Annotated in this window: 24 protein-coding genes; 16 read left to right on the top strand and 8 right to left on the bottom strand. The window is 46.1% G+C overall.

The genetic code is table 11. The annotated features are described in order from the left end of the window. Positions 1–92: 92 nt before the first annotated feature. The 3 genes from niaP (at position 93) to AC3IT7_RS13920 (ending at position 5,625) form a co-directional block, all read left to right on the top strand. Positions 93–1,412, top strand: a complete 1,320-nt coding sequence (gene niaP, locus AC3IT7_RS13930; RefSeq protein ID WP_475654866.1) for a niacin transporter NiaP — start codon at positions 93–95, stop codon at positions 1,410–1,412. A gap of 165 nt (positions 1,413–1,577) precedes the next feature. Beyond that, the gene (gene parC / locus AC3IT7_RS13925) at positions 1,578–3,797 is read left to right on the top strand and encodes a DNA topoisomerase IV subunit A (protein WP_489248853.1); all 2,220 of its coding nucleotides are present in this window, start codon (positions 1,578–1,580) and stop codon (positions 3,795–3,797) included. 151 nt (positions 3,798–3,948) lie between these two features. After that, entirely contained in the window at positions 3,949–5,625 is a 1,677-nt protein-coding gene (locus AC3IT7_RS13920; protein ID WP_489248852.1) for an AMP-binding protein, read from the top strand. 50 nt (positions 5,626–5,675) lie between these two features. Here AC3IT7_RS13920 and AC3IT7_RS13915 read toward each other — a convergent pair whose 3' ends face one another. Further along, entirely contained in the window at positions 5,676–6,056 is a 381-nt protein-coding gene (locus AC3IT7_RS13915) for a hypothetical protein (protein WP_244782681.1), read from the bottom strand. A 100-nt stretch (positions 6,057–6,156) separates the two neighbouring features. Here AC3IT7_RS13915 and AC3IT7_RS13910 point away from each other — a divergent pair, with 100 nt between their 5' ends. After that, complete coding sequence (locus tag AC3IT7_RS13910) at positions 6,157–6,555, top strand: MAPEG family protein (RefSeq protein WP_489248851.1); 399 nt, start codon at positions 6,157–6,159, stop codon at positions 6,553–6,555. 119 nt (positions 6,556–6,674) lie between these two features. Next, positions 6,675–7,211 carry an inorganic diphosphatase gene (gene ppa / locus AC3IT7_RS13905; protein WP_004281037.1) on the top strand — a complete coding sequence of 179 codons (537 nt, stop codon included), beginning with the start codon at positions 6,675–6,677 and terminating at the stop codon, positions 7,209–7,211. A gap of 101 nt (positions 7,212–7,312) precedes the next feature. On the opposite strand, the gene AC3IT7_RS13900 is transcribed toward ppa, so the two are convergent. Beyond that, positions 7,313–8,584, bottom strand: coding sequence for an OprD family outer membrane porin (locus AC3IT7_RS13900; protein WP_489248850.1), 1,272 nt, complete (start codon positions 8,582–8,584; stop codon positions 7,313–7,315). 616 nt (positions 8,585–9,200) lie between these two features. Between AC3IT7_RS13900 and AC3IT7_RS13895 the strand changes: the two genes are divergently transcribed. Next, positions 9,201–9,929 carry a TorF family putative porin gene (locus tag AC3IT7_RS13895; RefSeq protein WP_489248849.1) on the top strand — a complete coding sequence of 243 codons (729 nt, stop codon included), beginning with the start codon at positions 9,201–9,203 and terminating at the stop codon, positions 9,927–9,929. A 53-nt stretch (positions 9,930–9,982) separates the two neighbouring features. Here AC3IT7_RS13895 and AC3IT7_RS13890 read toward each other — a convergent pair whose 3' ends face one another. Beyond that, the gene (locus AC3IT7_RS13890) at positions 9,983–11,473 is read right to left on the bottom strand and encodes a YifB family Mg chelatase-like AAA ATPase (RefSeq protein ID WP_489248848.1); all 1,491 of its coding nucleotides are present in this window, start codon (positions 11,471–11,473) and stop codon (positions 9,983–9,985) included. A 66-nt stretch (positions 11,474–11,539) separates the two neighbouring features. Then, on the bottom strand, positions 11,540–11,767 hold the full coding sequence (locus AC3IT7_RS13885) for an accessory factor UbiK family protein (RefSeq protein ID WP_225553520.1): 228 nt from the start codon (positions 11,765–11,767) through the stop codon (positions 11,540–11,542). A gap of 277 nt (positions 11,768–12,044) precedes the next feature. Between AC3IT7_RS13885 and glnK the strand changes: the two genes are divergently transcribed. The 7 genes from glnK to AC3IT7_RS13850 all read left to right on the top strand — a co-directional run bounded on the left by glnK (position 12,045) and on the right by AC3IT7_RS13850 (position 18,177). Further along, positions 12,045–12,383, top strand: a complete 339-nt coding sequence (gene glnK, locus AC3IT7_RS13880; RefSeq protein ID WP_004650081.1) for a P-II family nitrogen regulator — start codon at positions 12,045–12,047, stop codon at positions 12,381–12,383. Positions 12,384–12,442: 59 nt separating this feature from the next. Beyond that, a complete protein-coding gene (locus tag AC3IT7_RS13875; protein ID WP_489248847.1) occupies positions 12,443–13,858 on the top strand; it encodes an ammonium transporter in 1,416 nt (471 codons plus the stop codon). Between the two features lie 139 nt (positions 13,859–13,997). Beyond that, positions 13,998–14,462: a transcriptional regulator NrdR gene (gene nrdR, locus AC3IT7_RS13870; protein ID WP_005094481.1), complete on the top strand. Its 465-nt coding sequence runs from the start codon at positions 13,998–14,000 to the stop codon at positions 14,460–14,462. 2 nt (positions 14,463–14,464) lie between these two features. Further along, positions 14,465–15,553, top strand: coding sequence for a bifunctional diaminohydroxyphosphoribosylaminopyrimidine deaminase/5-amino-6-(5-phosphoribosylamino)uracil reductase RibD (gene ribD, locus AC3IT7_RS13865; protein ID WP_489248846.1), 1,089 nt, complete (start codon positions 14,465–14,467; stop codon positions 15,551–15,553). Next, a complete protein-coding gene (locus AC3IT7_RS13860; protein ID WP_489248845.1) occupies positions 15,550–16,842 on the top strand; it encodes a DNA adenine methylase in 1,293 nt (430 codons plus the stop codon). Before ribD ends, AC3IT7_RS13860 begins: the two co-directional genes overlap by 4 nt. Before the next feature lie 20 nt (positions 16,843–16,862). Further along, the gene (locus AC3IT7_RS13855; RefSeq protein WP_159516346.1) at positions 16,863–17,522 is read left to right on the top strand and encodes a riboflavin synthase; all 660 of its coding nucleotides are present in this window, start codon (positions 16,863–16,865) and stop codon (positions 17,520–17,522) included. Positions 17,523–17,631: 109 nt separating this feature from the next. Further along, a complete protein-coding gene (locus AC3IT7_RS13850; RefSeq protein ID WP_489248844.1) occupies positions 17,632–18,177 on the top strand; it encodes a VTT domain-containing protein in 546 nt (181 codons plus the stop codon). 357 nt (positions 18,178–18,534) lie between these two features. Here AC3IT7_RS13850 and AC3IT7_RS13845 read toward each other — a convergent pair whose 3' ends face one another. The 4 genes from AC3IT7_RS13845 to AC3IT7_RS13830 form a co-directional block, all read right to left on the bottom strand. Then, a complete protein-coding gene (locus tag AC3IT7_RS13845) occupies positions 18,535–18,753 on the bottom strand; it encodes a hypothetical protein (RefSeq protein ID WP_475654423.1) in 219 nt (72 codons plus the stop codon). Between the two features lie 149 nt (positions 18,754–18,902). Then, on the bottom strand, positions 18,903–19,514 hold the full coding sequence (blhA, locus tag AC3IT7_RS13840; RefSeq protein ID WP_489248843.1) for a cell division protein BlhA: 612 nt from the start codon (positions 19,512–19,514) through the stop codon (positions 18,903–18,905). A 26-nt stretch (positions 19,515–19,540) separates the two neighbouring features. Beyond that, positions 19,541–19,948 (bottom strand): DNA polymerase III subunit chi, encoded by a 408-nt coding sequence (locus AC3IT7_RS13835; protein ID WP_489248842.1) that lies wholly within the window; start codon positions 19,946–19,948, stop codon positions 19,541–19,543. Continuing rightward, positions 19,941–21,389, bottom strand: coding sequence for a leucyl aminopeptidase (locus AC3IT7_RS13830; protein WP_489248841.1), 1,449 nt, complete (start codon positions 21,387–21,389; stop codon positions 19,941–19,943). Before AC3IT7_RS13830 ends, AC3IT7_RS13835 begins: the two co-directional genes overlap by 8 nt. A gap of 156 nt (positions 21,390–21,545) precedes the next feature. Between AC3IT7_RS13830 and lptF the strand changes: the two genes are divergently transcribed. The 3 genes from lptF to gpmI all read left to right on the top strand — a co-directional run bounded on the left by lptF (position 21,546) and on the right by gpmI (position 25,391). Beyond that, positions 21,546–22,646: an LPS export ABC transporter permease LptF gene (lptF, locus tag AC3IT7_RS13825; RefSeq protein WP_475654427.1), complete on the top strand. Its 1,101-nt coding sequence runs from the start codon at positions 21,546–21,548 to the stop codon at positions 22,644–22,646. A gap of 2 nt (positions 22,647–22,648) precedes the next feature. Beyond that, positions 22,649–23,719 carry an LPS export ABC transporter permease LptG gene (gene lptG, locus AC3IT7_RS13820; RefSeq protein WP_489248840.1) on the top strand — a complete coding sequence of 357 codons (1,071 nt, stop codon included), beginning with the start codon at positions 22,649–22,651 and terminating at the stop codon, positions 23,717–23,719. A gap of 124 nt (positions 23,720–23,843) precedes the next feature. Continuing rightward, complete coding sequence (gene gpmI, locus AC3IT7_RS13815) at positions 23,844–25,391, top strand: 2,3-bisphosphoglycerate-independent phosphoglycerate mutase (RefSeq protein ID WP_489248839.1); 1,548 nt, start codon at positions 23,844–23,846, stop codon at positions 25,389–25,391. Positions 25,392–25,411: the final 20 nt, after the last annotated feature.

Raw genomic sequence — 25,411 nt, 5'->3', positions numbered from 1 at the left:
CATTGGGCTCAATTCATAGTATAAAAAATAAAAAGCAGTCTACTTGTTGAGAAAGCAGTATCTCCCGTTCCACCTGATCAGAGATTTTTGTTATGGATTTAGTTTCTCGCATACAACGCTTACCGATTGGCCGGTTTCACTACACCTTGCTGGTGGTGATTGGACTCGGTTGGATGTTTGATGCCATGGATACTGGGTTAATTTCCTTTATTCTGGCAAAAATGGCTGAAGACTGGCAAATGACTGCAGATCAGAAAAGCTGGGTGGTATCCATCGGTTTTGTCGGCATGGCGATTGGCGCGATCTGTTCAGGTGGTCTGGCCGACCGGTTTGGGCGTAAAACCGTCTTTGCTGCGACGCTGGTCATTTACAGTCTGGCCACGGCAGCCTGCGCTTTTGCACCGAACCTGACCTGGCTGCTGGTATTCCGTTTTATTGTCGGTCTGGGTCTGGGTGGGCAGTTGCCGGTGGCCGTAACACTGGTCAGTGAATATATTCCTGCGCATGTGCGTGGCCGTTTTATTGTGTTGCTGGAAAGCTTCTGGGGACTGGGCTGGTTAGTTGCAGCCTTAGTATCGCGCTTTATCATTCCTGATTTTGGCTGGCAAACCGCTTTTCTGATTGGCGGGGTGCCGGCACTCTATGCGATTGTGATCTGGAAAATGGTGCCGGAATCGATTCCATTTCTGATCAATCGTGGCCGTATAGAAGAAGCCTCGGCTCTGGTGAAAAAGATTGAGCGTCAATGTGGCGTGGAAGTCTATGAAATCTTTGAAGTGAAGCCGGTTGCAGAAAAGCAGCATATTTCATTTACCCAGTTGTGGTCGGGTATCTTTGCACGGCGTACGCTCATGCTCTGGCTGATCTGGTTCGGCATTATTTTCTCCTATTATGGCATCTTTACCTGGTTGCCAAGCCTTCTGGTCAAAGAGGGCTATAGCATCGTACAGTCTTTCGAATATGTGCTGATTATGATTCTGGCGCAGTTGCCGGGTTATCTGGTAGCGGCATGGCTGGTCGAAAAACTCGGTCGCAAACCGACATTGGCCGGTTTTATTGGCCTGTGTGCTGTCTCAGCGTATTTCTTCGGGCAGTCGGGCAGTGTCACTGAAATTGTGATCTGGGGCTGTCTGATGTCCTTCTTTAATCTGGGGGCCTGGGGTGTGCTTTATACCTATACGCCAGAACAGTATCCAACCAATATCCGTGCTTTTGGCTCAGGTTGGGCAGGTGCAGTGGGCCGGATCGGGGGAATTGCCGCGCCTTTTGCGGTGACGCACCTGATGGGTATGCCCAATGGTTTCAGTTATGTCTTTACCATGTTTACTGCAGTTCTGGTCGCTGTGGCGATTGTGATTCTGGTCCTGGGTGAAGAAACCAAAGGACGTACCTTAGAATCTTTGAGCCAATAAACGTGGTGATTTTTTAGTTGCTTAGAGTCTATAAAGTGGATATTTTTAGGCCATAAGACACAAATTGTCGCGCTGAGCCATTTGATACCCTTGTGTCATCTTCAGCCGCGACATAGCATAAGAAACATTGATACAAAAACGAATTATTTAGGACTATAGGTTGTTATGACAAGCCTTGCGCATCATGCGACAGAAAACCGCTCCGTAGCAGAATTTACCGAACAAGCTTATCTGAATTACGCCATGTACGTGATTATGGATCGGGCCTTACCGCATATCAGCGATGGCCTGAAACCGGTACAGCGCCGTATTGTTTATGCCATGAGTGAGCTGGGTCTGAAGTGGACCAGCAAACCGAAGAAATCTGCACGTACCGTCGGTGACGTACTCGGTAAATATCATCCACATGGCGACTCGGCCTGTTATGAAGCCATGGTCTTGATGGCACAGCCCTTTAGTTATCGCTATCCGTTTATTGAAGGGCAGGGCAACTGGGGTTCGCCGGATGATCCGAAGTCTTTCGCTGCGATGCGTTATACCGAAGCCAAACTGTCTCAATACAGTGAACTGTTGCTGTCTGAACTGGGACAGGGTACCTGTGACTGGCAGGACAACTTTGACGGCTCGATGAAAGAGCCGGTAAATTTGCCGGCGCGTGTACCGAATATCCTGCTCAATGGTACCACGGGTATTGCTGTCGGTATGGCCACCGATATTCCGCCGCATAACCTGCGTGAAGTGATCAAAGGCACCATTGCCCTGATTCGTAATCCGAATCTAAGCGATGAAAAAATTTCAGAATATATTCCGGCACCAGATTTGCCGACCAAAGCGGAAATTATTACCCCACCGGCTGAACTGTTAAAAATTCAGATTACAGGTCGTGGTAGCTACCGCATGCGTGCAGTCTATACAGTCGATAAAAATGAGATTGTGATTACTGAACTGCCGTATCAGGTCTCAGGTTCCAAAATTATCACCCAGATTGCCGATCAGATGCAGGCCAAGAAACTGCCTTTGGTCAGTGATGTACGGGATGAATCGGATCATGCCAATCCTACCCGTTTAGTGATTGTGTTGCGTTCTAACCGGATTGATGCCGAAGCGGTGATGAGCCATCTGTTTGCCACCACCGATCTGGAATCGAGCTACCGTGTCAACATGAACATGATCGGTGCCGATGGCCGTCCACAGGTGAAATCGATTCGTCGTATTTTACTGGAATGGATTGAAATCCGTAAAACCACAGTGACCCGCCGTCTGCAATATCATCTCAACAAGATTGAAAAACGTCTGCATATTCTTGGCGGTCTGATTATTGCTTATCTGAATATTGATGAAGTGATTCAGATTATTCGCGAAGAAGATCAGCCCAAGCCGGTTCTCATGCAGCGTTTTGGCATTGACGAAATTCAGGCCGAAGCCATTCTGGAACTGAAACTGCGTCATTTGGCCAAGCTTGAAGAAATGGAAATGCGCCGTGAGCAGGAAGAACTGGAAGCGAAGGCGGCAGTCATTCGTGAACAGCTGGCCAATCCAGAATCTTTAAAAGCGTTGATCATTTCTGAACTGAAAGATGATGCTAAAAAATTCGGTGATGATCGCCGCTCGCCAATCGTGCAACGTGCCGAAGCTGCTGCGATTAATGAAAATGAAATGTTACCAGCCGATCCTGTCACTGTGATTTTGTCAGAAGCTGGCTGGATTCGCTGTGCCAAAGGCCACGAAGTGGATGCCGAAAATCTGAATTTCCGTGCCGGGGATCAGTATCTCAGTCATGCACAGGGCAAGTCCAATCAACGCGTATATGTACTGGATGAAAGCGGTCGAAGTTATGCCTTGCCAATCAGTAACCTGCCTTCGGCACGTGGTTTGGGTGAACCTTTAAGTTCCAAATTATCTCCGGCCAGTGGTGTCGGTTTTAAACAGGTCCTGGTCGCAGATGATGAGACTGAAGTGCTGGCGCTCAGCAACAAGGGCTATGGTTTTAAAACCCAGGCCAAACAGCTGGATACCAATGCCAAAGCCGGGAAGGCCTTCCTGAATTTATCCGATGGCGCACAGGTCATGAACTTGCAGGCACTGGATGATGCCACGCATATTGCATTGCTCAGTTCAGCAGGGCGTCTGCTGATTGTTGATTTGGCAGAATTGCCGGTGTTGAACAAAGGCAAAGGAAATAAATTGATACAACTTGAAGGTGGTGATCAAATTTCGTCCATGACAATATTGAAGCTTGATGAAATAATTCAAGTGCTTGCAGGACAACAGCAATTAAAATTAAAAGGGGATGATTTGCAGAAATATATCGGCAAGCGTGGTGCAAAAGGACAACTTTTACCGCGTGGATATCAAAAAGCAAATAGACTGTTGATTCAAAGATAATACTAGCATCCATCTAAGGAAATACGTTATATATGAACAACGATTCGACAAGATGGATGCAATATTGCACATATACAAGTCTAAAAAAGGCAGGCAATATTGAAAAAAACAGTTGAAAATACTAAGGATTATGATTGGAGAGATGGGCATTATGGAAAAAATTTGGTTGGCTGAATACCAAAAGACAGGGATTCCGGAAACAGTAGAATTACCGGCAGAGAATACTTCTCTAGTTGATGTTTTTGAGCGTAATTTCCAAAAATTTGGTTCGCGTGATGCCTTTATTTTTATGGATAAGGCCATGACTTTCAATGAACTGGAAGAAGCGAGCCGCAAGTTTGCAACATATTTACAAAGTCTGGGGTTGGCAAAAGGTTCACGTGTTGCGGTGATGATGCCAAACGTGCTGCAGTATCCGGTCGTGGCACTGGCGGTGTTCCGCGCAGGTCTGGTGCTGGTCAACGTCAATCCACTCTATACATCGCGTGAACTTGAACATCAGTTGAATGACTCAGGCGCTGAAGTACTGGTGATTATTGAAAACTTTGCCTCTGTTTATCAGGCAATTATAGGTAAAACCCCGGTGAAGCATGTGGTCGTTGCTTCCGTAGGTGACATGCTGGGTACATTAAAAGGTACTCTGGTGAACTTTGTTTTACGCTCTGTACGTAAACAGATTCCAGCTTGGGATATTCCAGGTCATGTGAAATTCAATACAGCATTAAATAAAATCAGTCCAAGCAACTATAAACGTCCTGAATTGACTCTCAGTGATACCGCGGTTCTTCAGTATACTGGCGGTACTACAGGCGTATCGAAAGGTGCTGAACTGACCCATCGTAATCTGGTTGCAAACCTGTTGCAGTGTGATGGCATCTTCCAGAGCAAGTTTGGTGCTCAAGATGGCCAGCCAGATGACCGTATTTTCTGTGCCTTACCGCTTTATCATATCTTTGCGTTCATGGTATGTGCACTTTATGGCATGTACAAAGGTCAGGCCAACGTCCTGATTCCGAATCCGCGTGATCTTCCTGCGGTCATGAAAGAGTTACGTAAATACCAGCCAACCTTCTTCCCGGCAGTGAACACCTTGTTCAATGCGCTGGTAAATAATGAAGAGTTCAAGCAGCTGGATCATAGCAAGCTGAAAATGGCGATGGGTGGTGGTATGGCTGTCCTGCCTTCTACCGCAGCAGCGTGGAAGAAACTCACCGGCACCAATATTGTTGAAGGCTATGGCCTGTCTGAAACCTCTCCGGTGGCGACAGCAAACCCGCCTGCATCTGAAGAATTCAGTGGCACCATCGGGATTCCATTGCCATTGACTGAAGTGGCAATTCTGGATGATGACGGCAATGAAGTTCCATTGGGTGAGCAAGGTGAAATTTCAATCCGTGGTCCTCAGGTGATGAAAGGCTACTGGAACCGTCCAGATGAAACTGAAAAAGTCATGGTAAATGGCTTCTTCCGTACCGGTGATATCGGTGTCATGGACTCACGTGGTTATGTAAAAATCGTAGACCGTAAGAAAGACATGATCTTGGTTTCTGGTTTCAACGTCTATCCATCTGAGATTGAAGAAGTTGTCGCAACACATCCAAAAGTACTGGAAGTGGCTGCGATTGGTGTACCAGATGAGAAGTCTGGTGAAGTACCGAAACTGTTTGTGGTGAAAAAGGATCCGTCTTTGACCACAGAAGAAGTTTTGGCATTTGCCAAAGAAAATCTGACCGGTTATAAACGTCCACGTTATGTCGAGTTTATGGACGAATTACCAAAATCCAACGTAGGTAAAATCCTGCGTAAAGATTTACGTAAAACTGCTTAAATTGGATCATAAAAAAAGCGCCTGATGGCGCTTTTTTTAGTTGCAGGCTTTTATTTTTTCATCAGCCAGCGGTCAAAATAAGGACGGCCGACACCGACCACTCCCAGGAATATAAACATGGTGCCAAACTGACGGGTAAATCCGGTCTGGTTAAAGCTGCCATAACTGAGAATATTGTCAATTAAACAGTACAGCAAAATCGCCACCACCCAATGCCAGAGCGGCATACGCTTGATCCCGACCGCATAAAAGGCAATCCATAACAGCGCAAAGGTGAAGATCGGCGACCAGATATTCATATTGGCACAAATTACGGCCATTAAAAATGCCACAATCGGCAGCACAATTTTTAAAACGCGATCCACTTGACGTTGATGCTGGCGCTGTTTCTCGAGGACATCGAACATTTCATTTTGCTCAGGCGCAACCATAGTGAATCCTTAATAAGTAATAAAAAGCACCCTATTTAACAAAATTTATTCACGAAATGCCATGCTATGATAGAGATAAAATTTTCATGAGAAAAAACAGATGCACAGCATTAGTGGGATTATTTATCTCATTTTAGCCGCTTGTCTTTTGCCTTATGTATTTACTTTGATTGCAAAGAAATCGGCAGGCTTTAGCGCGAAAGACAATCAGAATCCACGAGAGTTTTTGGCAAAATCAACAGGCCTCGCGAGCCGTGCCAATGCCGTCCAGCAAAATAGTTTTGAAAGTTTACCGCTATTTATCGCTGCAATCTTGATGGCAGAATATATGGTGGTGCCACAAAGCTTGGTGATGACTTTTGGCGTCGCTTATCTGGTTTTTCGTGTGCTATATGGTATCTGCTATCTGGCCAACTGGGCGACCTTACGCTCAATTATCTGGCTGCTTTCAATCTTGTGTCCGGTAGCTTTGCTGCTTTTGATTATCAAGATGGTCTAAGTCGCCTCGACGTTGCCAGACATATTTACAGTTCGATATTTTAAAATCCAAAAAATTCTTGAAAAACCGTTATAATTGTCGCGGTTTTTAAAAGATATAACTTGTTAAAGAGTGATGCTATGAGCTACAGCAATATCCCAGCGGGTAAAGATGCGCCAAACGACATCTATGTCATTATCGAAATCCCTGCAAATGCAGCACCGATCAAATACGAAATTGATAAAGATTCTGATGCATTATTCGTAGACCGTTTCATGGGTACAGCAATGTTCTACCCAGCGAACTACGGTTATGTGCCAAATACACTGTCTCTTGATGGTGATCCACTTGATGTATTGGTTGTGACGCCACACCCAGTAGAGCCAGGTTCTGTGATCCGTTGCCGTCCAGTGGGTAAACTGAACATGGAAGATGATGGCGGTGTTGATGCGAAACTGGTTGCAGTTCCACACGACAAACTGACTCCAATCTACAAAGATGTTCAGGAATATACTGATCTTCCTCCATTGTTGATTAGCCAGATTGAACATTTCTTCCAGCACTACAAAGACTTAGAGCCTGGAAAATGGGTCAAATTAAGCGGTTGGGAAGGTGCGGATGTTGCGAAACAAGAAGTACTGGACTCAATTGCTGCATATGCAGAAGCAAACAAATAATTGCTTTGCCTGTTGGTTTAAGTCTTTAAACGTTTAGAGCTTAAATTGAAAAAAAACCTGCACATTGTGCAGGTTTTTTTATGGCTTGAACTTCGAGTGAATTAGAATAATTTCACAGGAATATCTAACCAGATACGCCATTCATTCGTGTCACCAATATAGTTAGATTGGTAGTTATCACTTGCACGGTAATAAGAATGACGTAAACGCAAGCTTGCATCTTTCGCAAAACCAGACTGAACTGTATATTTCACCTGATTAAAGAATTCGCGTTCTTGGCCATCTGTGTCTGAGTTATTTACATTGATATCCCAGCCATACACATATGCAGTAGTCCAGTTCAAACCTGCTAAACCGTGATTTTTAAAATTGTAACTGTATTGAAGCTGAACTGATTTTTCATCGTTACCAATGAAGTCAGAAAGGTAGGAGTTAGGAAGATAGATACTTTGACCACCGTCAGCATTGTTGCCATAGTCATAGCCTGTATTACCTGTATTTTGTTGGTAAGCAAGCATTACATTATGAACATCTTTACTGTATGCACTAGATACCGCGAAAATCGTATTTTTACGATCAGACTTATCTGTTGTAGTCTCAGAATAAGTTTCGCCGTCCTTATCCCACTCAGTATGGTAGCCACTTACATCAAAGTTTAAAGAAGCATCGTCTTTTAAGCCATGGGTATAGTTTACATTGGCATAGTGACGATCTAATTTATCTTTAACGTCAACACCATAATAAGATGCATTTAAGTCATCATTAAAGGTGTATTTTGCACCCCAAACTACAGCACGATCCAATTCACGACCATCTGAATTAATTTGATCAGAATATTGGTTCTTGGTGAATTTACCCGCGGTTAAGCTAAGGTTATCAATTTCATTACTTGTGACTAATAAACCTTCAAAATATTCAGGAACTAAACGTGCAGTGTTGCTGGCAAGTACGGGCAGGTCTAGAACTTGAGTACCGTATAGAGCTGTCGTATTCGATACACGTGCTTTAACATATGCACCACCACGAGCCCAATGATCATAAGCTGAGCCATCGTTGTTCTTAGGAATCATATTATTCCCGGCATGTGCATTTTCGCCCAGTTTGAAAGATGCATCACCAATAATACCGGCACCAAAACCTACTGTACCTTGAGTAAAACCAGAATCCAGTTTAACAATTGCAGTTTGCGCGGTTGAGCGTGTATCAGCTACACCATTTTTCTTATCGCGTTGTAAAAAGCCAGTACGGAATAAAACTGTACCTTCAGCACCTTCAACAAAGCCTTTTGCTTCACTTTGTTCGTTTGCATATACAGTCGAAACTAAAGCAGCTTGAATTAAAACTGCCAACATTAATTTTTTTGAATTTTGCATTGGGGAGAGAGCCTTATACAAATTGATCGGAAATTTTTAGGAATTGTATAAGAATTGCTGAAAAAATGTCATTTTTTATTGAGTATATTCCACTAAAGTTCAGGTTTTTTTTAATTAAAATTAAACAGTGCCAAGGATTCTAGGAGAGTAAATTTTGAACTTTTAGTAAAAAACTAATAAAAACAAAAGCATATTTTACTATCTGGATACTTGGTTGAAATACCTCAGACATAAATAAATCTACTGATTTATTTTGTAAACTGATCAGATAAAATGAAAATAGATCAAATTTTGTGCACTATTTTTTAGCATAAATTTTAATCGCTATAAAAACGGACTCAAAAAGAGGCAATAGCTAAATAAAGATGTGACGATTGCAAAAACAGTAACCTTTAGCCAAAAATAACTGAAACAGAAATAATGAGAGCGTCATAAGGGGCTGTTTATTTCTTTTATTTTAATTTTTTAATTAAAAACAATTATTTGTGTCCAAGTGTAAGGCAGAAATTTTATTTTGAGCTGATTTTTTATAGATTGGCATAGCTCTTGCAAAGTCTATCCTGAGTTTAATACATGATCATAAAAACGTCTCAGGACGGTCTTGGGGAGCCAAATAATGAAACTAACTTTAAAAGTATTATCAGTCGCTGTATTGGGTGCGGCATCAACGTTAAGTTTTGCTGAGGAACCTGCTGCTGAACATACAGTTTCAGGAAATATCAGCGTGCTTTCAAGCTATAACTTGCGCGGTATTACCAATGCTCCTGAAAATAGCGGAGCGACCTTGCAAGGCGGGCTGGATTACAACCATGCATCAGGCTTCTATGCAGGCTGGTGGGGATCAACATTAGACTATGGCGATGATTTGCCAAATGCCTTTGAAAATGACTTTTATGCAGGTTATAACGGTTCAATTAATGAGGATTGGGGTTATACAGCAGGTTTAACTTATTATTACTATTATGATATTGGTAATACCGGTTCAAATGGCTTTGAAACCATGCTCGGTCTGACTTATAAAGATTTTGGTGTTACTGCTCAAACATTACTTGAAGATCTTGATTGGGGTAATGCAGGGGATACTTATCTAAAAGGAACCTATAGCTATGCACTGCCAAAAGACTTTAGCCTGGATACCGCACTTGGCTTATATATCTATGCAAAAGATGGGGATATAGAAGGTACGGAAAACAGTTTCGGTTTTCGTCATTTCGATATAGGCCTCAGCAAGCCACTGGGTGATACAGGTGTGACTGCAAGCATGAATTATACGGTTGGAGGTTATGATCGTTTTGAAGAAAAACAAAAGAATAAAGTGGTATTTGGACTTGGCTATAGTTTCTAATTCTGTGTAGATAAAAAAGGCGACCTGAGGTCGCTTTTTTTATCTGTTTTGATTCAGATCTGTTGCTGTCCCCGATAAGATAAAGCTTCCGACAGGTGCTGACTCTGAATATCCAAACTTTGATTTAAATCGGCTATGGTTCGAGCAACCCGTAAAACGCGATGATAGCCGCGGGCGGACAAATTCAGTTTTTGCTGGGCCAGTTCAAGCATGTTCTGAGCAGGCAGATCTAATGTCGCATAGCGTTCTAGCTGTTTGGGGCTGAGGCTCATATTTAACGTATTTTGTCGTTGCATCTGAATGTCATAGGCGGCGATCACACGTTGTCTGACTGTTTCCGAGTTTTCTGCGGGTCGATTATCCTGTAGCTCCTGGGCTTGCAAGGGGGGTACATCGATATGCAAGTCAATCCGGTCCAGCAACGGGCCTGAAATCCGGCTCTGATAGCGTTTAATACTGTCAGGAGAACATTGGCAGCGAATATCCTGATTAAAGGCATAACCGCAGGGACAGGGATTCATGGCAGCCACCAGCTGAAAGTTGGCTGGAAAAGTAATCTGGCGTGAAGCGCGTGAAATCACGATTTCCTTGGCTTCCAGAGGCTGGCGCAGCACTTCCAATACTTTACGGTCGAATTCAGGCAGCTCATCCAGAAACAGCACGCCTAAATGTGCCAAGGTAATCTCGCCTGGTTTGGGGTGCGAGCCACCGCCCACCAGTGCAATTGCAGAGGCAGTATGATGTGGCGCTCGAAATGGCCGCTGTCCAAAAGGATGACTGGCATTCGCGACGGAGTAAATACTGGCGACCTCCAGATTTTCCTGAGTTTTTAACGGCGGTAAAATACTGGCCAGCCGAGAAGCCAGCAAGGTTTTCCCCGTGCCAGGTGGCCCTCGAAACAGCAGGGAATGTCCACCAGCTGCGGCAATTTCCAGTGCACGCCGTGGCCGCAATTGGCCTTTGACATCGGCAAGATCAAATTTGTAAAAATGGTCTGTATCAACTGGACTGGCCTGTGTTTGCGGTAAGCACTGCGCCTGAGAAAGATGTTCACAGACCTCTTTCAGATGATTGGCGGCAAAGACTTTGAAGTCTGGGAGCTGGCAGGCTTCTTGTGCATTGGGGCCTGGCAACATCAGTTGATGCTGGTCATGCTGGCAGGCGATTGCAATACTGAGAATGCCAGTGACGGGACGCAATTGACCGTCAAGGGCCAATTCTCCAATAAACTCAAGCTGATCAGTGCAGTTTTCTGGCAGTTGTCCGGAGGCCACTAAAATACCCAGGGCAATCGGCAGGTCGAGACGTGAACCATCTTTGGGCAGGTCTGCCGGAGCCAGATTAATGGTCAGACGTTTGGTCGGAAACTGAAAGCCGCTATTTAAAATAGCAGAACGGACCCGGTCTTTACTTTCCCGGACTGCGGCTTCGGGAAGTCCGACAATAGTGAGGGAAGGCATGCCGGAACTGACATGAACCTCGACTTCAATTAAAGGTGCGCGCAGGCCAAGCAAGCCCCGCGTATAAATTTTGGCAAAAGACATTATTATTGTTCCAGTTTGGTGCATTATTTTTATAGCTATAGCGTCTTTTATGCACTGTACTTGTGCTTATTTTTTATTCGAAATTTTCTGTTCTAATGCTTCAACCTGTTTCAGCAAATCATTCAGACGCTGATTGGCATTGTTTAGCGCAGTACGTTGGCGCTCGATCTCTTCTTGCGAGACCAGATCCATTTTTGTCACGGCTTCATTTAACAGGGCACGGAGATTCTGTTCCAGATCTTTCTTAGGTTGTTCAACTTGCTGCAAGATTGCTTGTAATAGGGTTTCAATCATTATCTGATCCATCGCCAGCGAAAGGAGCCCACAGTGTAGCATTGCTCGAATACAGACCCTAGTATTTCAGACAAAATATAGGCTTAGTCGATAAGAGATATTGTAAAAATCCACATAAAAAATGTCGGTTTTTTAGAGATTCAAAACCTTTATATGTATAAAATGAGGTATAAATAAACCACATGCCGGGTTTTCTAATTTCCCCCGACCTTAGGGATCTTGGCATGAAATTTGAACGTAAAACCTTACTGGTGAAATAAGCCGAAGGAAAACAAACATGAAGCTCGTAACTGCAATTGTAAAACCTTTTAAATTGGATGATGTTCGCGAAGCATTATCTGAAATTGGTGTTCAAGGCATCACTGTAACTGAAGTGAAAGGCTTTGGTCGTCAAAAAGGCCATACTGAACTCTATCGTGGTGCTGAATACGTTGTAGATTTCCTGCCGAAAGTCAAAATTGAAATTGCAATTAGCGATGAAATGGTCGACTCCGTCATTGAATCTATTACCCGTGTGGCTAGCACTGGAAAAATCGGTGACGGAAAAATTTTCGTGACTAACTTGGAACAAGTCATCCGTATTCGTACAGGTGAAACAGGTGCAGACGCTGTCTAACTTGGCACGAAGTTTGCTGAGTACCTAAGAACTCACAAAAACTTGGTTGGGGGATACGAATGAAAAAAATGCTACTTGCGTTCGGCATGGCCGGCGCTCTTTTTGGTGGTTCTGTTGCATGGGCTGAAAACGCTGCAACAGCAACACCACCGACAGAAGAAATTGTGCTTGTTGAAGAAGCAGGCGAAACTACACTGAATACTACTACAGATACTCCAGCAGCAATTGCTGGAGTGGCACCAGTTGAAACAGCAGTACCCGCAGAAGAAGAAGCAACATTAGATACGGGTGATACTGCCTGGGTTTTAACCTCTACCGCATTGGTCCTGTTAATGACCATTCCTGGTTTAGCACTATTTTACGGCGGTATGGTCCGTAAGAAAAACGTGCTTGCAACGATGGCGCACAGCTTTATTGCTGCAGCAGTCGTCAGCATCGTCTGGGTGATCATCGGTTATACCCTGGCCTTTGGCGAAGGCAATGCCTTTATTGGTAGCCTTGATAAATTTATGCTGGCCGGCATTACCACCGAAGCACTATCAGGCAGCATTCCTGAAATCCTGTTTGTTATTTTCCAAATGACTTTTGCCATTATTACCGTGGCGATCATCAGCGGTTCGATTGCAGAACGGATGAAGTTTGGTGCATTCGTTGCTTTCGTCGCCCTGTGGGTGGTGATCGTATACGCACCAATTACCCATTGGGTATGGGGTGGCGGCTGGTTGGGTAACGACGGTGCACTTGATTTTGCTGGTGGTACGGTGGTTCATATTAACTCGGGTGTTGCCGGTCTGGTTGCCGCATATATGCTGGGCAAACGTATGGGCCTGGGTCGTGAATCGATGGCACCGCATAATCTGACTCTGACAGTCGTCGGTGCATCTTTGCTCTGGGTCGGCTGGTTCGGTTTCAACGGTGGTTCTGCCCTGGGTGCAAACGGCTCGGCCGGTTATGCGCTGGTGGTGACTCAAGTCGCAGCAGCGGCAGCCGCGATCTCCTGGTTAATTACTGAAAAACTGGTACGTGGCAAAGCTTCTGTACTGGGCGGCGTATCGGGTGCAGTGGCGGGTCTGGTGGTGATTACGCCAGCGGCAGGTTTTGTAACGGTTGGCGGTGCACTGGCGATGGGTCTGATCGGTGGTGTGGTATGTTTCTGGGGCATTACTGCACTGAAACGTGCCTTGAAAGCCGATGACTCTTTAGATGCTTTTGGTCTGCATGGTGTGGGTGGTATTGTCGGTGCGATCCTGACCGCTTTCTTTGCCAGCGAATTCATTATGGGTGATGCTGCGCCTGCCAATATGATGAGCCAGCTTTGGGTTCAGATTGAAGGGGTTCTGGCAACCATCGCGTACTCTGCCATCATGACATTCATCATCCTGAAAGTAATTGACCTGATCATTGGGATCCGTGTGGCATCTGATGATGAGCGTATGGGTCTGGATTTAAGCCAACATGGCGAACGTGTCGAATAATAATAAATACCTATAATCAATATATAGTGCAAAACAGCCCAAATGGGCTGTTTTTTTTCTATATGTTGCGTAAAACTCTACAAAGTTTGCAATTTTTGCTACACTCGGAATCCATCTGGATTTGTTCAATTAAACCGCTATGCATTGCCCATTTTGCAATACTGCAGACAGTAAAGTGATTGATTCACGCCTGGCAGCCGAAGGCTGTCAGATTCGTCGTCGCCGTGAATGTGTCAGTTGTAATGAACGTTTCACGACTTTTGAAAGTTATGAAGTGGTGATGCCGCGTGTCATCAAGTCGGATGGCAAAAATGAACCATTTGATGAAGCCAAATTGCGCCGTTCCCTGATGCATGCCTTGCAGAAGCGTCCGGTGACACAAGAACAGATTGAAACAGTTTTGAGCGATATCCAGTTGCAGATTCGCCGTCTGGGTGAGCGTGACGTGAAATCGCGTACCATTGGTGAAATCGTGATGCAGTCTTTATTTGCACTCGATCACGTGGCTTATGTACGTTTTGCCTCAGTCTATCAGGACTTTCAGGATGTCGAAGCGTTTCGTCATCAAATTGAACAGATGCAACAGCGAGAATCACAAGAATAAACATGTCTGAACTGAATCAAGATCAAGTCTGGATGCAGCGAGCGATTCAGCTTGCCCAGCAAGGCCAGTACAGCACCAAACCGAATCCGAATGTCGGTTGTGTCATTGTCAAAGATGGGGTGATGGTCGGTGAAGGTTTTCATCCTCAGGCCGGACAGCCGCATGCGGAAGTTTTTGCGCTGCGTCAGGCGGATGAGCAGGCACGTGGTGCAACTGCTTATGTGACTTTAGAACCATGTGCGCATTATGGCCGTACACCGCCGTGTGCCAGGGGGCTGGTCGCAGCAGGTGTGGCTAAAGTTATTGTGGCCTGTCCTGATCCCAATCCTTTGGTGGCAGGTAAGGGCGTACAGATTTTAAAAGATGCCGGGATTGAGGTTGAAGTCGGGATTGGTCAGGATCAGGCGCATTCACTGAACCATGGTTTCTTAAAGGCCATGGCCACCGGCATGCCTTATGTGCGCCTTAAAATTGCCTCGAGTTTAGATGGCCGTACGGCTATGGCTTCGGGTGAATCGAAATGGATTACCGGAGCCGAGGCGCGTCAGGACGTGCAGCATTGGCGGGCCATTTCCGGTGCAGTGATCACCGGTATTGATACGGTTCTGGCCGATGACTGTCAGCTCAATGTACGGCAACTGGATGGCATTGAAGATATTGAAACCGTAGTACAGCCCAAGCGCATCATTCTGGACCGTCAGGGGCGTTTGCTATTGTCAGCAAAAATTCTGGCGCAACCTGACAGCGTGATGGTCATGGGGCCATTCCGTCAGGAGCTGGCCGATCTGGGTGTGCTACAATTAGCGGTACAGCCTTTAAAACAATTATTGTCCCAGCTGGCTGAGCAGCATCAGATTTATGATGTACTGGTGGAAGCAGGGGCGACCTTATCTACGGCATTTTTACAAGAACAATTGGTTGATGAACTGATCAGTTACGTTGCACCAACCCTATTGGGCCAGTCTGCACGTACTATGTTTAATGCAGAATTCAGCCGTATGGCCGAACAACTCCGATTTAAGCTGCGCGATGTGACTCGCTTCGGTGATGATGTGCGCTTCAGGTTAATTCCTTTTCAAGAGACACTATGAGTTCAGAGTCTACGGTTTATCATAAACGCCGCCATGCGGCGCGTACCACCGATGAGTATCTTTTCCATCAATTGGTTCCTTATCTGGGCAACAAACGCCGTTTACTGCATCTCATTCTGGAAGCTCTGGAAAGTACTGGCACCCTGAATCGTAAAGATGGTCGTGCCCCCATTTTTGCCGATTTCTTTGCCGGTTCAGGTGTGGTGTCACGTTTAGCTCGTCAAAATGGTTATCGTGTCATTGCCAATGACTGGGAACCGTATAGCCATGCACTAAATCATGCCGTACTGGCCTGTACCGAAGCACCGGCGTTTAAAGAACTGGGCGGTTATCAGAAAGCGATTGATTATCTGAACCGTCTGCCGGAAGTGAAGGGCTGGGTAACGCACAACCTGTGTCCGCGCAATGATGAAATTTACGATCCGGCGCGTGACCGCTTGTTCTTTAAACGTCGTAACGGCATGCGCATTGATGCGATTCGTCAGCAGATTGCTGCCTGGCAGGCGCAAGGTGCGATTGACGATGTCGAAATGTCGGCCTTATTGGCACCTTTACTGTATTCAGCCAGTTTTGTCAGCAATACCTCGGGTGTTTTCAAAAGTTTCCACCATGGCTGGGGCGGCAAGACCCAGACTGCGCTGGAACGGATCGAATCTTTACTGTGGCTGACCCCAAGCCGTTTCTGTGAGTCGGATCAGAAAAAAGGCATGGCCGCCGAAATGTGGTGTGTCGATGCCCAGCATCTGGCCAATCAGATGAGCGGTTTTGAAGTGGATGTGGCTTATCTGGATCCACCGTATAATCAGCATGCCTATAGCAGTAATTATCATGTTCTGAATGCGTTGACCTTGTGGGATCAGGCCGATTTACCTACGCCAGATACCAAGGGATTCAAGAGCGGGATTGATCGGGCATGGCGTAAAGAACGTCCGAGCCAGTACAACTCTTCCAAATATGCACAAGAAGCCTATGAAAACCTGTTGGCGACCATTAATGCACGTTTTATCCTGACCAGTTATTCAACCGACGGCAATATCAGTGCCACCGATTTATTGCAGGCCAACTTGAAACGTGGTCGGGTGACTCTGCTCACTCAGGACGTGCCACGGTATCGGGTCAGCAAACAGCGTCAGTCTGAGCGTGCACGTGTACTGGAATTTATTGTGATTACCGATACCCATGCCAAATCTGGCCCACCAATCCGCCAATTGCTGAGTCAGCTCCATCATTATGCTGAATTGGGTGGCGTCGATACTACTGGTGTCAGTACCCAGTTGGCACTGTGGTAAAGCATAGAAAAGGAAATAAAATGTTTACAGGTATTATCGAAAGTCTAGGCAAAGTCGACAGTCTGCAAAGTGTCGGTGGTGATATACGTTTACGCATCCAGACTGATCTGGACATGTCGGATGTACATCTGGGCGATTCTATTGCCACCAATGGTATCTGCCTGACGGTAATTGACTGGGGCGAGAACTGGTATGCAGCTGATGTGTCTCGTGAAAGTCTGAACCGGACCACGCTCGGTACCTGGAAAGCCGGCCAACCTGTCAATGTCGAAAAAGCCATGCTGCCGACCACACGCTTTGGCGGGCATATTGTGTCAGGGCATGTGGATGCAGTAGGTGAAATCACCCTGGTGCGTGAAGATGCACGTTCGATTTATTATGAAGTGACTGCACCTGCTGAAATTGCCAGATATCTGGCTGAAAAAGGCTCGGTCACGGTCGATGGTATTAGCCTGACCATTAATCATTTGCGTGGTAATGTGATTAGCCTGAACCTGATCCCGCATACTGCCGAGCGTACCAACATTGGCACCTGGAAAGCGGGCAGCAAAGTCAATCTGGAAGTCGATGTACTGGCGCGTTATATCGAGCGTTTATTGCTCGGTGATAAAGCCGCTGAAACGACCCAGCAATCCAAAATCAGCATGGACTTCCTTGCCGAAAATGGTTTCTTAAAATAAGAAAAATGCTGAATTACTGAGCAGTCTGATTGAAAAATTAGACTGTTTTTTTATTTTTCGGGATAATCAGTAGTTCAACTTGCAAATATTGCCTGGATGGACGGGTCGAATGCTCGATTTTTTACTCAACTTGGAACAGTCATTACCGCTATTGCTCGATCAATATGGGGTATGGATCTATGCGATCCTGTTTCTGGTGATTTTTGCGGAAACCGGCTCGGTATTCTTCTTTTTCCTGCCGGGCGACAGTTTATTGCTGGCGGTAGGTGCCTTGTGTGCCAGTAGTGATCTGCTGACCCTACATTCGATGGGATTACTGCTCTTTACTGCCTCGGTACTTGGCTATAGCGTAAATTATTACACCGGAAAAGTGCTGGGCTTAAAATATTTTAATCAGCATTCGCGCTATTTCAAGCCGGAATATATGGTGAAAACCAACCAGTATTTTATCAAGCATGGCGGTAAAACCATTCTGATTGCGCGCTTTATTCCCTTTGTCCGCTCATTTGGCCCTTTTGCTGCCGGTTCAGCGCATATGAATTTTGCTACATTCAGCTTTTATAATATTGCTGGGGGCATACTCTGGATTAGCACCTTGTTGAGTATTGGCTATCTGCTTGGAAATGCCGCTTTTATGCTGGCCGATTTTCTTTAAACAGGCATAAAAAAAGCCCACTATCGTGATAATGCTGATCAGTTAAGGAGTTTAGAAATAAATTCCTTAATTTTTACTAATTCATCGCAGAGTCTTATTGTTTTAAATCAAAATTCTGCAGCTCATTTGTTACTTTGGTTTCGCCCAAAGTAACCAAAGGCATTTGTCATCCGCAAAACTCGTCAGCCACTATCAACTAGAAAATTTATCGCAGAAACAATCATTTTTTAATGTGGTCCGGCCTCAAACAGTTGCGGATGACTTTTCTATATATCAAATACAGCCATGAATTTAAAAAATAAAATGCCAGTCAATTTCTTAACTGACTGGCATTATACTATCGTGAGCTTTTTTCAATTAGTTTTTGATAATTTTGACGCTGGTACTGGCGCTAGACTGGGGCACCGCCCGATTTCCAACCACTGAGAAACCACCTTGCTCGGAAGTGCGGTTTAAATATACCGTCAATGAATGAAAGTCATCGCGGCCGATCAATAGCTCTTCTGCACTAATCACACACTGTTCACCGCAGCGCAGTAACGCAATTTTTTGAGTAATTTGGCTTAAAATGTCCATACGATTCCCTCAACGCTTATTTCATTATATATGCTGATCTTTCTGTTATAGATCGATAGATCAGCTGAGGGGCATGATGTGACCAAATCATGTCAGTTTGATGACATCATGGTGAAATTGGGCAACCAACGACTTTTTTTGCCGGATTTTTATTCAGCTTGGCGGTTTTTCAAGATGTAATCAATTTCCTCCTGGGCCGCTGCACGCATTTGTTCTCTAAGCGCATTGACAGTCTGTTCAATCACGGTTTCTGCTTCAAGTTCCAGACGCAAACGGACACTTTCCAGTTCAGATAAAATCGTGTGGTCTTCCACCAGGAGACGACCTTTGGCAAAGTCAACGCTATGCTCAGGATTTTTCTGATAACGCTCAACATAGTGCTGTACTTCAGCTTCCAGCTGCATGTTGAGTTGAGCAAGTAACTGGTTTTGCTCGGCAAACTTCAGTTGTTCATCTTGATACAGTTGTGCAATTGCAGCTTGTTCTGCGGCACGTTTCTCGGCCAGGGCCTGTTCGAGTGCCAGCTGTCTGCGAATACGGGCTGCTTCAATTAATTCGGTTTTGCGCTGGGCATATGCCTCTTCAATCTTGCGTTCAGATTCCTGCTGTAAGCGCTGATCACGAATCTGCCATTCTTCTAAGGACGTTTCAGGTTTTAAAATATCGCAGATACGAGAGAGGTCATCGATAAAGGTCTGACGTACAGCTTCCGGCACATTTAACCAGCGCTGTTTAAAATCGGGACCTACATTTAATGCCACGTGCCTCTCCTTGTGGGTGATATCGGTTAAAGCTTATGGGTGGTTGGCTCAATGCCTAAACGACGATATTGTTTGAATTTTTCACGGCCCTGCTGTTTAGCCGTTTCATGATTTTCAATGATCTCAATAATGTGACTAAATTTTGTGTAAGGTTCAAGTGCTTCCTGATTAAAATTGAAAATAATCCAGTCGGACTGTTCCGGCAAGGTTGCTGAAATACATACCGTGGCCTCAACTTGGTCAATCCCATGAGGGATAAAACTGGCAGGATCAAAACTCCACAGGCGTTCATCCAGCTGCTGCTGTAAGGCTGCATCGGCACACAGCAGCCAGATCCGCGCCGGCTGGCGCAGAATCTTGCGGCATAAACGACAAGCACTTTCGACTTGTCGTTCAGGACTTTTTTCAAATAAGTAAAAGCTGACCTTAGCCATTCGTTTGAACGCGGTTGGCCAGGAACTGCATCAATAATGGAACTGGACGACCGGTAGCACCTTTATTTGCGCCGGAATTCCAGGCTGTACCAGCCACATCCAGATGCGCCCAGCGATATTCACGGGTAAAACGTTGCAGGAAGCAGGCAGCCGTCACAGAACCGGCCTTTGGACCACCGATATTAGCAATGTCGGCAAATGGGGAATCGAGCTGTTCCTGATAGTCATCGATGACTGGCATACGCCAGACCCGGTCAAATGAGTGCTGGCCGGCAGCTTCCAGTTCTGCTGCCAGTTTGTCATCTGGTGTGAACAGACCGGTCAGCACTGAACCCAAAGCCACGACACAGGCGCCGGTCAAGGTCGCAATATCAATCACCAGCGCAGGGTTAAAGCGTTTCACATAGGTCAGGGTATCACACAGCACCAGACGGCCTTCGGCATCGGTATTCAGGATTTCAACGGTCTGGCCGCTCATGGTGGTGACAATATCACCCGGACGGGTCGCTTTGCCGGAAGGCATGTTTTCTGCTGCGGCAATTGTTCCTACCACATGCAGCGGTAGACGTGCTTCACACAGTGCGCGCATGGTGCCAAGTACAGAGGCTGCACCGCACATATCGTATTTCATTTCATCCATGCCTGCGCCTGGTTTCAGTGAAATACCGCCGGTATCAAAAGTAACCCCTTTACCGACCAGTACCACGGGTGCTTCGCTACGCCCTGACTGGTATTCCATACTGATGATACGGCCTGGACGGTCGGAACCCTGGCTGACTGCAAGAAAAGCACCCATGCCCAGATCTGCCATCTGCTGTTCATCAAGAACAGTGACTTTGAGCAGGTCCGGATATTCAGCTGCCAATGCCACAGCCTGATCGGCAAGATATTCAGGGAAACAGATATTGCCCGGACGGTTGCCCAGGTCACGTGCCAGATTTTGTCCGCTTTGTACCGCTTGAACCAGTTGCAACTGTTCTGTGCTCAAGACGCTATGGGTAGCAATCAGGTCGATCTGTTCCAGAACAAACTCATTCTTTTTGGATTTATATTCATCATATGCATAGCTGGCCTGGGTCAATGCCAGCGCAAACAGATAATGCAGTTCTTGTGGAAGTTGTGTCAGGTCTACAGAAATCTGTTTGAATTTTTTTTGAGTGGCCTGAATAATAGTCTGGGCAATTTTTGCCAGTTTTGCCGGTTGCAATTCAGCGACTTTGCCCAAGCCAATCAGTGCTGCATGACTAGACTGGCTGACCTGACCAATCAGGCTCAGGTTTTCTGCCAAAGTTGCCTTGAATTGGGAAGCTTCAATTAATGTGTCTAAATTGTTGATTTGATAGGTCGCGGTTATATTCTTAAGCTGCTCTGAGTCAACTAAAATCAACAAAGATTGACTTGATCCATTCTCTGGGAATGACGTATTAATTGTAAGTTTCATATTCTGTTTTCACGCCTGTCTGGATTTGTAAATCATTCAGTCATTGAAACATTTATCCGAATAGATTTTCAATGGGCAGGGCCGCTTAGGTTTTATATTTTTACTATTCGGGTAAACTAGCAGTCGTTTTATAGACCTTATTTTGGAAGAATTAATTTGATTATTCGGCGTTATCTGGTCAAGCAAGTTGTCTCGACATCCTTGGTGGTGATTGCCTTATTGACCTTGATCATGATGGGTGGTCGGCTGATCAAGTATTTTGGTGTCGCAGCGCAAGGCCGTCTGGATGCAGGTATTTTATTTAGCATCATTGGCTACCGTTTGCCTGAATTCTTGACCCTGATTCTTCCGCTCGGTTTCTTTATTGGTCTGATGCTGGTTTTTGGCCGTCTGTATGTCGATCATGAAATGGCGGTGATGAATGGCAGTGGCGTCAGCCGGCATCAATTGGCACGTCTACTGGTGCCGATGACCCTGGTATTTTTAATTGCCCAGGCCGGACTCATGCTGTGGGCCGCGCCGTGGGGCATTCGCCAGTTTGAAGCGCTGACCACCAGTCAGGCAGTACGTACCGGCTTTGATCTGGTTCGACCCAAAGAATTTATCTCCTCCGGGCCCTATACCATTTATGCCGGTGATCTGTCTGAGGACCGCAAGAATTTAAAAGATATTTTCTTTTATCAGCGTTCACAAAAACAAGGCAAGCCCGATGTGATGATTCTGGCGCAAGAAGCCACCCGCATCGAGGTACCCAACGATACCGCCAATGTGGTCGATCTGGTCAATGGACGCCGTTATGAGATCTATCCGGGTACACCGCAATATACCCAGGCCGAATTTGAAAGCTATCGTCTGCGTTTAGAAAATGATGCAGAAGCCCAGTTTGCCAGTGCAGAAGTGGAAGCCTTGCCGACTTCGCAATTGTGGCAGAACCGGCAGGATCCGGTAGTGGCCAGCGAGTTGGGCTGGCGGGTATTTGTACCGTTTGCGATTCTGATTGCCCTGATTCTTGCCGTAGCCTTGTCTGAAGTGAGTCCGCGACAGGGGCGTTATCTCAAACTATTTCCTGCCCTGATGATCTTTGCCAGTCTGATCGTGGCCTTGATGGCAGTGAAAACCCGAATCAGTAAAGAAGAAATGGGCATCTGGGCTTACCCACTGATCCTGGTGGTCTATGCGATTGCGGGTGCCTTGTTCTCACGTAAACAGAACTTGGCCCCGAAAATTAAGAAACAGATTCAGCGAGTGAGGTCTTAACAATGTTGGCACGTCGTATAGTTGCAAAACATGTGACCCAAACCACTGCGCTGGCAATGCTGGGTGCAACCGCGGTATTGGCGGGTTTACAGGTCCTGTTTACTTATTTGGGTGAGCTGGGCTCGCTAAAAGAAGGGTATGGTGCCTGGGATGCCTTGAAATATGTGCTCTGGGGCGCGCCGAATTATCTCTATGAAATTCTGCCGATCTCGGCGCTGATCGGTGCAGTTTTAGGTCTGGGCACATTGGCCTCGAATAGCGAACTGATTGTGATGCGTTCGATCGGGATCAGTTTATGGCGGATTGTCGGCTGGGTGATCCGTTCTGCATTGTTGTTGGTGGTGTTGTCATTTGCCCTGAGCGAGTGGGTGATTCCTTATACCAATGAACAGGCCAAGAGCGTAAAAAGTTCGAGTAAAGCGGCGCAACTGGGTGAAGTACGGGGTTACTGGACCCGGGAAGGGCAGCGCTTTATTTATATCGATTATGCCAACTCACAAGGTCAGCTGAAAAATGTACAGATGCTGGATTTTGATGAAGATTATCGCTTGCGCGGCACCTTGCAGGCGGATCAGGGCGAGTTTGTCAAAGATGGCTCCTGGACGCTAGGCAATACCGAACAGTTCGATATTTTGCAAAATGGTAATGCCACCCTGATCAAGCAGCAACAGCAACCCTTGGCGCTGGCCTTGCAGCCTAAATATGTGCATATGGTCACCATCGATCCTGAAGACCTGTCACCGAGCCAACTGATCAGTTTCACCAGTTATATGCATGAATATAGCCAGGTGCCAAAAACCTATCAGCTGGCCTTCTGGCAAAAACTTGGTTCGCCTTTTGCCCTGATTGCACTGGTGGTGATCGCCTGTTCATTTATTTTCGGGCCGCTGCGTCAGCAATCGATGGGTTTCCGTCTGGTGATTGCCTTATTTGCCGGTCTGGGCTTTTTCTACCTGCAGGATTTCCTGGGCTATGCCAGTCTGGTGTATGCGCCATCTCCGGCATGGTTCGTATTTATTCCGATTCTGATCATGTTTGCCATTGGTGGATATTTGCTGCATCGGGCACGCTAAGACTCAGGAAAATAGAACAAATCAATCGCGATGAGCGGCTTAAACCATCTACTGGTCATGGCCTCTTTTTGCAAACTTCGCTAAAATAGAGCGATTAATTCGTAGACGAACAGAGTATTTCATTATGGCGGATGCAACTGCTGGCAAAATCCCTCACGTTTTGGTGATTATGGATGGTGTGGGTCATCGCGAAGCGGTCGAAGACAATGCGTTTTTAGCAGCTAAACGACCTAATTTAACTGCAATGCAGGACAAGCATCCGCATGGTCTGATCTCGGGTTCTGGCGAAGACGTGGGTCTGCCAGATGGACAGATGGGCAACTCGGAAGTAGGGCATATGAACCTTGGTGCCGGTCGTGTGCTGTATCAGGATTTTACCCGCATTACCAAAGACATCCGTACCGGTGATTTCTTCAATCATGAAGTACTCGTCGATGCCGTTGAAAAAGCCAAAGCGTCAGGCGGGGCAGTGCATTTGCTCGGCCTGTTGTCTGAAGGCGGTGTACATTCGCATGAAGACCATATTGTCGCGATGGCTGAACTGGCCCTGAAACGTGGTGTCACAGTGTATCTGCATGCTTTCCTGGATGGCCGTGATACACCACCAAAAAGTGCCCAGCCTTCTCTGGAAAAACTGGATGCGCTGTTTGCACAATATCCAGGTCAAGGCCGTATTGCCAGCATGATTGGCCGTTATTTTGCCATGGACCGTGATAACCGTTGGGATCGCGTGGAACAGGCTTATCGCTTGTTGACTGAAGGCGAAGCAGCCCGTACTGCTACTACCGCAGTTGAAGGCCTGGAACAGGCTTATGCCGCAGATGAATCTGATGAATTTGTCAAAGCTACCCGTATTGGTGAGCTGGCAAAAATTCAGGATGGCGACAGCGTGGTATTCATGAATTTCCGTGCCGATCGTGCCCGTGAACTTACTCGCGCATTTGTGGAAAAAGACTTTGCCGGTTTTGAACGTAAAGTAGTGCCAAATCTGGCCAAATTCGTGATGCTAACCCGTTATCAGGCGACAATTGATGCGCCTGTGGCCTATATGCCGGAAGCATTGGTCAACTCGATTGGCGAATACCTGTCGAACCTGGGTAAAACCCAGCTGCGTATTGCAGAAACTGAAAAATATGCGCATGTGACGTTCTTCTTCAGTGGTGGTCGTGAAGATGAATATCCGGGTGAAAAACGTATCCTGATTCCATCACCAAATGTAGCAACTTATGACCTTAAACCGGAAATGAGTGCTTATGAAGTGACGGATCAGCTGGTGGCAGCAATCAATTCCGGTGAATTCGACCTGCTGGTGGTGAACTTTGCCAATGGTGATATGGTCGGTCATACCGGTGTCTTTGATGCGGCTGTGAAAGCAGTCGAAGCGGTCGATACCTGTTTAGGACGAGTATATGATGCGGTGATGGCGCAACAAGGCCATATGATTATCACTGCCGATCATGGTAATGTAGAGCAGATGCAGGACTATCACAGTGGTCAGGTGCATACCCAGCATACTACTGAATTGGTTCCATTTATTTATGTCGGTCCGACTCAGGCCACCATCGCAGAAGGCGGTGTCCTGGCAGATGTGGCACCGACGTTATTAAGCCTGATGCAAGTTCCGGTTCCTGCAGAAATGCAAGGCCGCAACCTGATTGAACTGAAACAATAATTTTTCATAAGATTGATAAG

It is taken from the genome of Acinetobacter sp. KH_038 (assembly GCF_057839405.1).
Note: the sequence above shows the minus strand (reverse complement) of the source record. Positions and strands in the feature narration are given on the sequence as shown.

Bases quoted from the DNA above. Each gene is read 5' to 3' on its own strand.
- niaP (WP_475654866.1), top strand. From the start codon at position 93: ATGGATTTAGTTTCTCGCATACAACGCTTACCGATTGGCCGGTTTCAC.
- AC3IT7_RS13920 (WP_489248852.1), top strand. From the start codon at position 3,949: ATGGAAAAAATTTGGTTGGCTGAATACCAAAAGACAGGGATTCCGGAA.
- AC3IT7_RS13885 (WP_225553520.1), bottom strand. From the start codon at position 11,767: ATGATTGAAACCCTATTACAAGCAATCTTGCAGCAAGTTGAACAACCT.
- glnK (WP_004650081.1), top strand. From the start codon at position 12,045: ATGAAGCTCGTAACTGCAATTGTAAAACCTTTTAAATTGGATGATGTT.
- ribD (WP_489248846.1), top strand. From the start codon at position 14,465: ATGTCTGAACTGAATCAAGATCAAGTCTGGATGCAGCGAGCGATTCAG.
- ppa (WP_004281037.1), top strand. From the start codon at position 6,675: ATGAGCTACAGCAATATCCCAGCGGGTAAAGATGCGCCAAACGACATC.
- AC3IT7_RS13860 (WP_489248845.1), top strand. From the start codon at position 15,550: ATGAGTTCAGAGTCTACGGTTTATCATAAACGCCGCCATGCGGCGCGT.
- AC3IT7_RS13910 (WP_489248851.1), top strand. From the start codon at position 6,157: ATGCACAGCATTAGTGGGATTATTTATCTCATTTTAGCCGCTTGTCTT.
- AC3IT7_RS13875 (WP_489248847.1), top strand. From the start codon at position 12,443: ATGAAAAAAATGCTACTTGCGTTCGGCATGGCCGGCGCTCTTTTTGGT.
- AC3IT7_RS13850 (WP_489248844.1), top strand. From the start codon at position 17,632: ATGCTCGATTTTTTACTCAACTTGGAACAGTCATTACCGCTATTGCTC.
- AC3IT7_RS13830 (WP_489248841.1), bottom strand. From the start codon at position 21,389: ATGAAACTTACAATTAATACGTCATTCCCAGAGAATGGATCAAGTCAA.
- AC3IT7_RS13845 (WP_475654423.1), bottom strand. From the start codon at position 18,753: ATGGACATTTTAAGCCAAATTACTCAAAAAATTGCGTTACTGCGCTGC.
- AC3IT7_RS13915 (WP_244782681.1), bottom strand. From the start codon at position 6,056: ATGGTTGCGCCTGAGCAAAATGAAATGTTCGATGTCCTCGAGAAACAG.
- AC3IT7_RS13835 (WP_489248842.1), bottom strand. From the start codon at position 19,948: ATGGCTAAGGTCAGCTTTTACTTATTTGAAAAAAGTCCTGAACGACAA.
- AC3IT7_RS13855 (WP_159516346.1), top strand. From the start codon at position 16,863: ATGTTTACAGGTATTATCGAAAGTCTAGGCAAAGTCGACAGTCTGCAA.
- parC (WP_489248853.1), top strand. From the start codon at position 1,578: ATGACAAGCCTTGCGCATCATGCGACAGAAAACCGCTCCGTAGCAGAA.
- lptG (WP_489248840.1), top strand. From the start codon at position 22,649: ATGTTGGCACGTCGTATAGTTGCAAAACATGTGACCCAAACCACTGCG.
- nrdR (WP_005094481.1), top strand. From the start codon at position 13,998: ATGCATTGCCCATTTTGCAATACTGCAGACAGTAAAGTGATTGATTCA.
- AC3IT7_RS13900 (WP_489248850.1), bottom strand. From the start codon at position 8,584: ATGCAAAATTCAAAAAAATTAATGTTGGCAGTTTTAATTCAAGCTGCT.
- gpmI (WP_489248839.1), top strand. From the start codon at position 23,844: ATGGCGGATGCAACTGCTGGCAAAATCCCTCACGTTTTGGTGATTATG.
- AC3IT7_RS13890 (WP_489248848.1), bottom strand. From the start codon at position 11,473: ATGTCTTTTGCCAAAATTTATACGCGGGGCTTGCTTGGCCTGCGCGCA.
- AC3IT7_RS13895 (WP_489248849.1), top strand. From the start codon at position 9,201: ATGAAACTAACTTTAAAAGTATTATCAGTCGCTGTATTGGGTGCGGCA.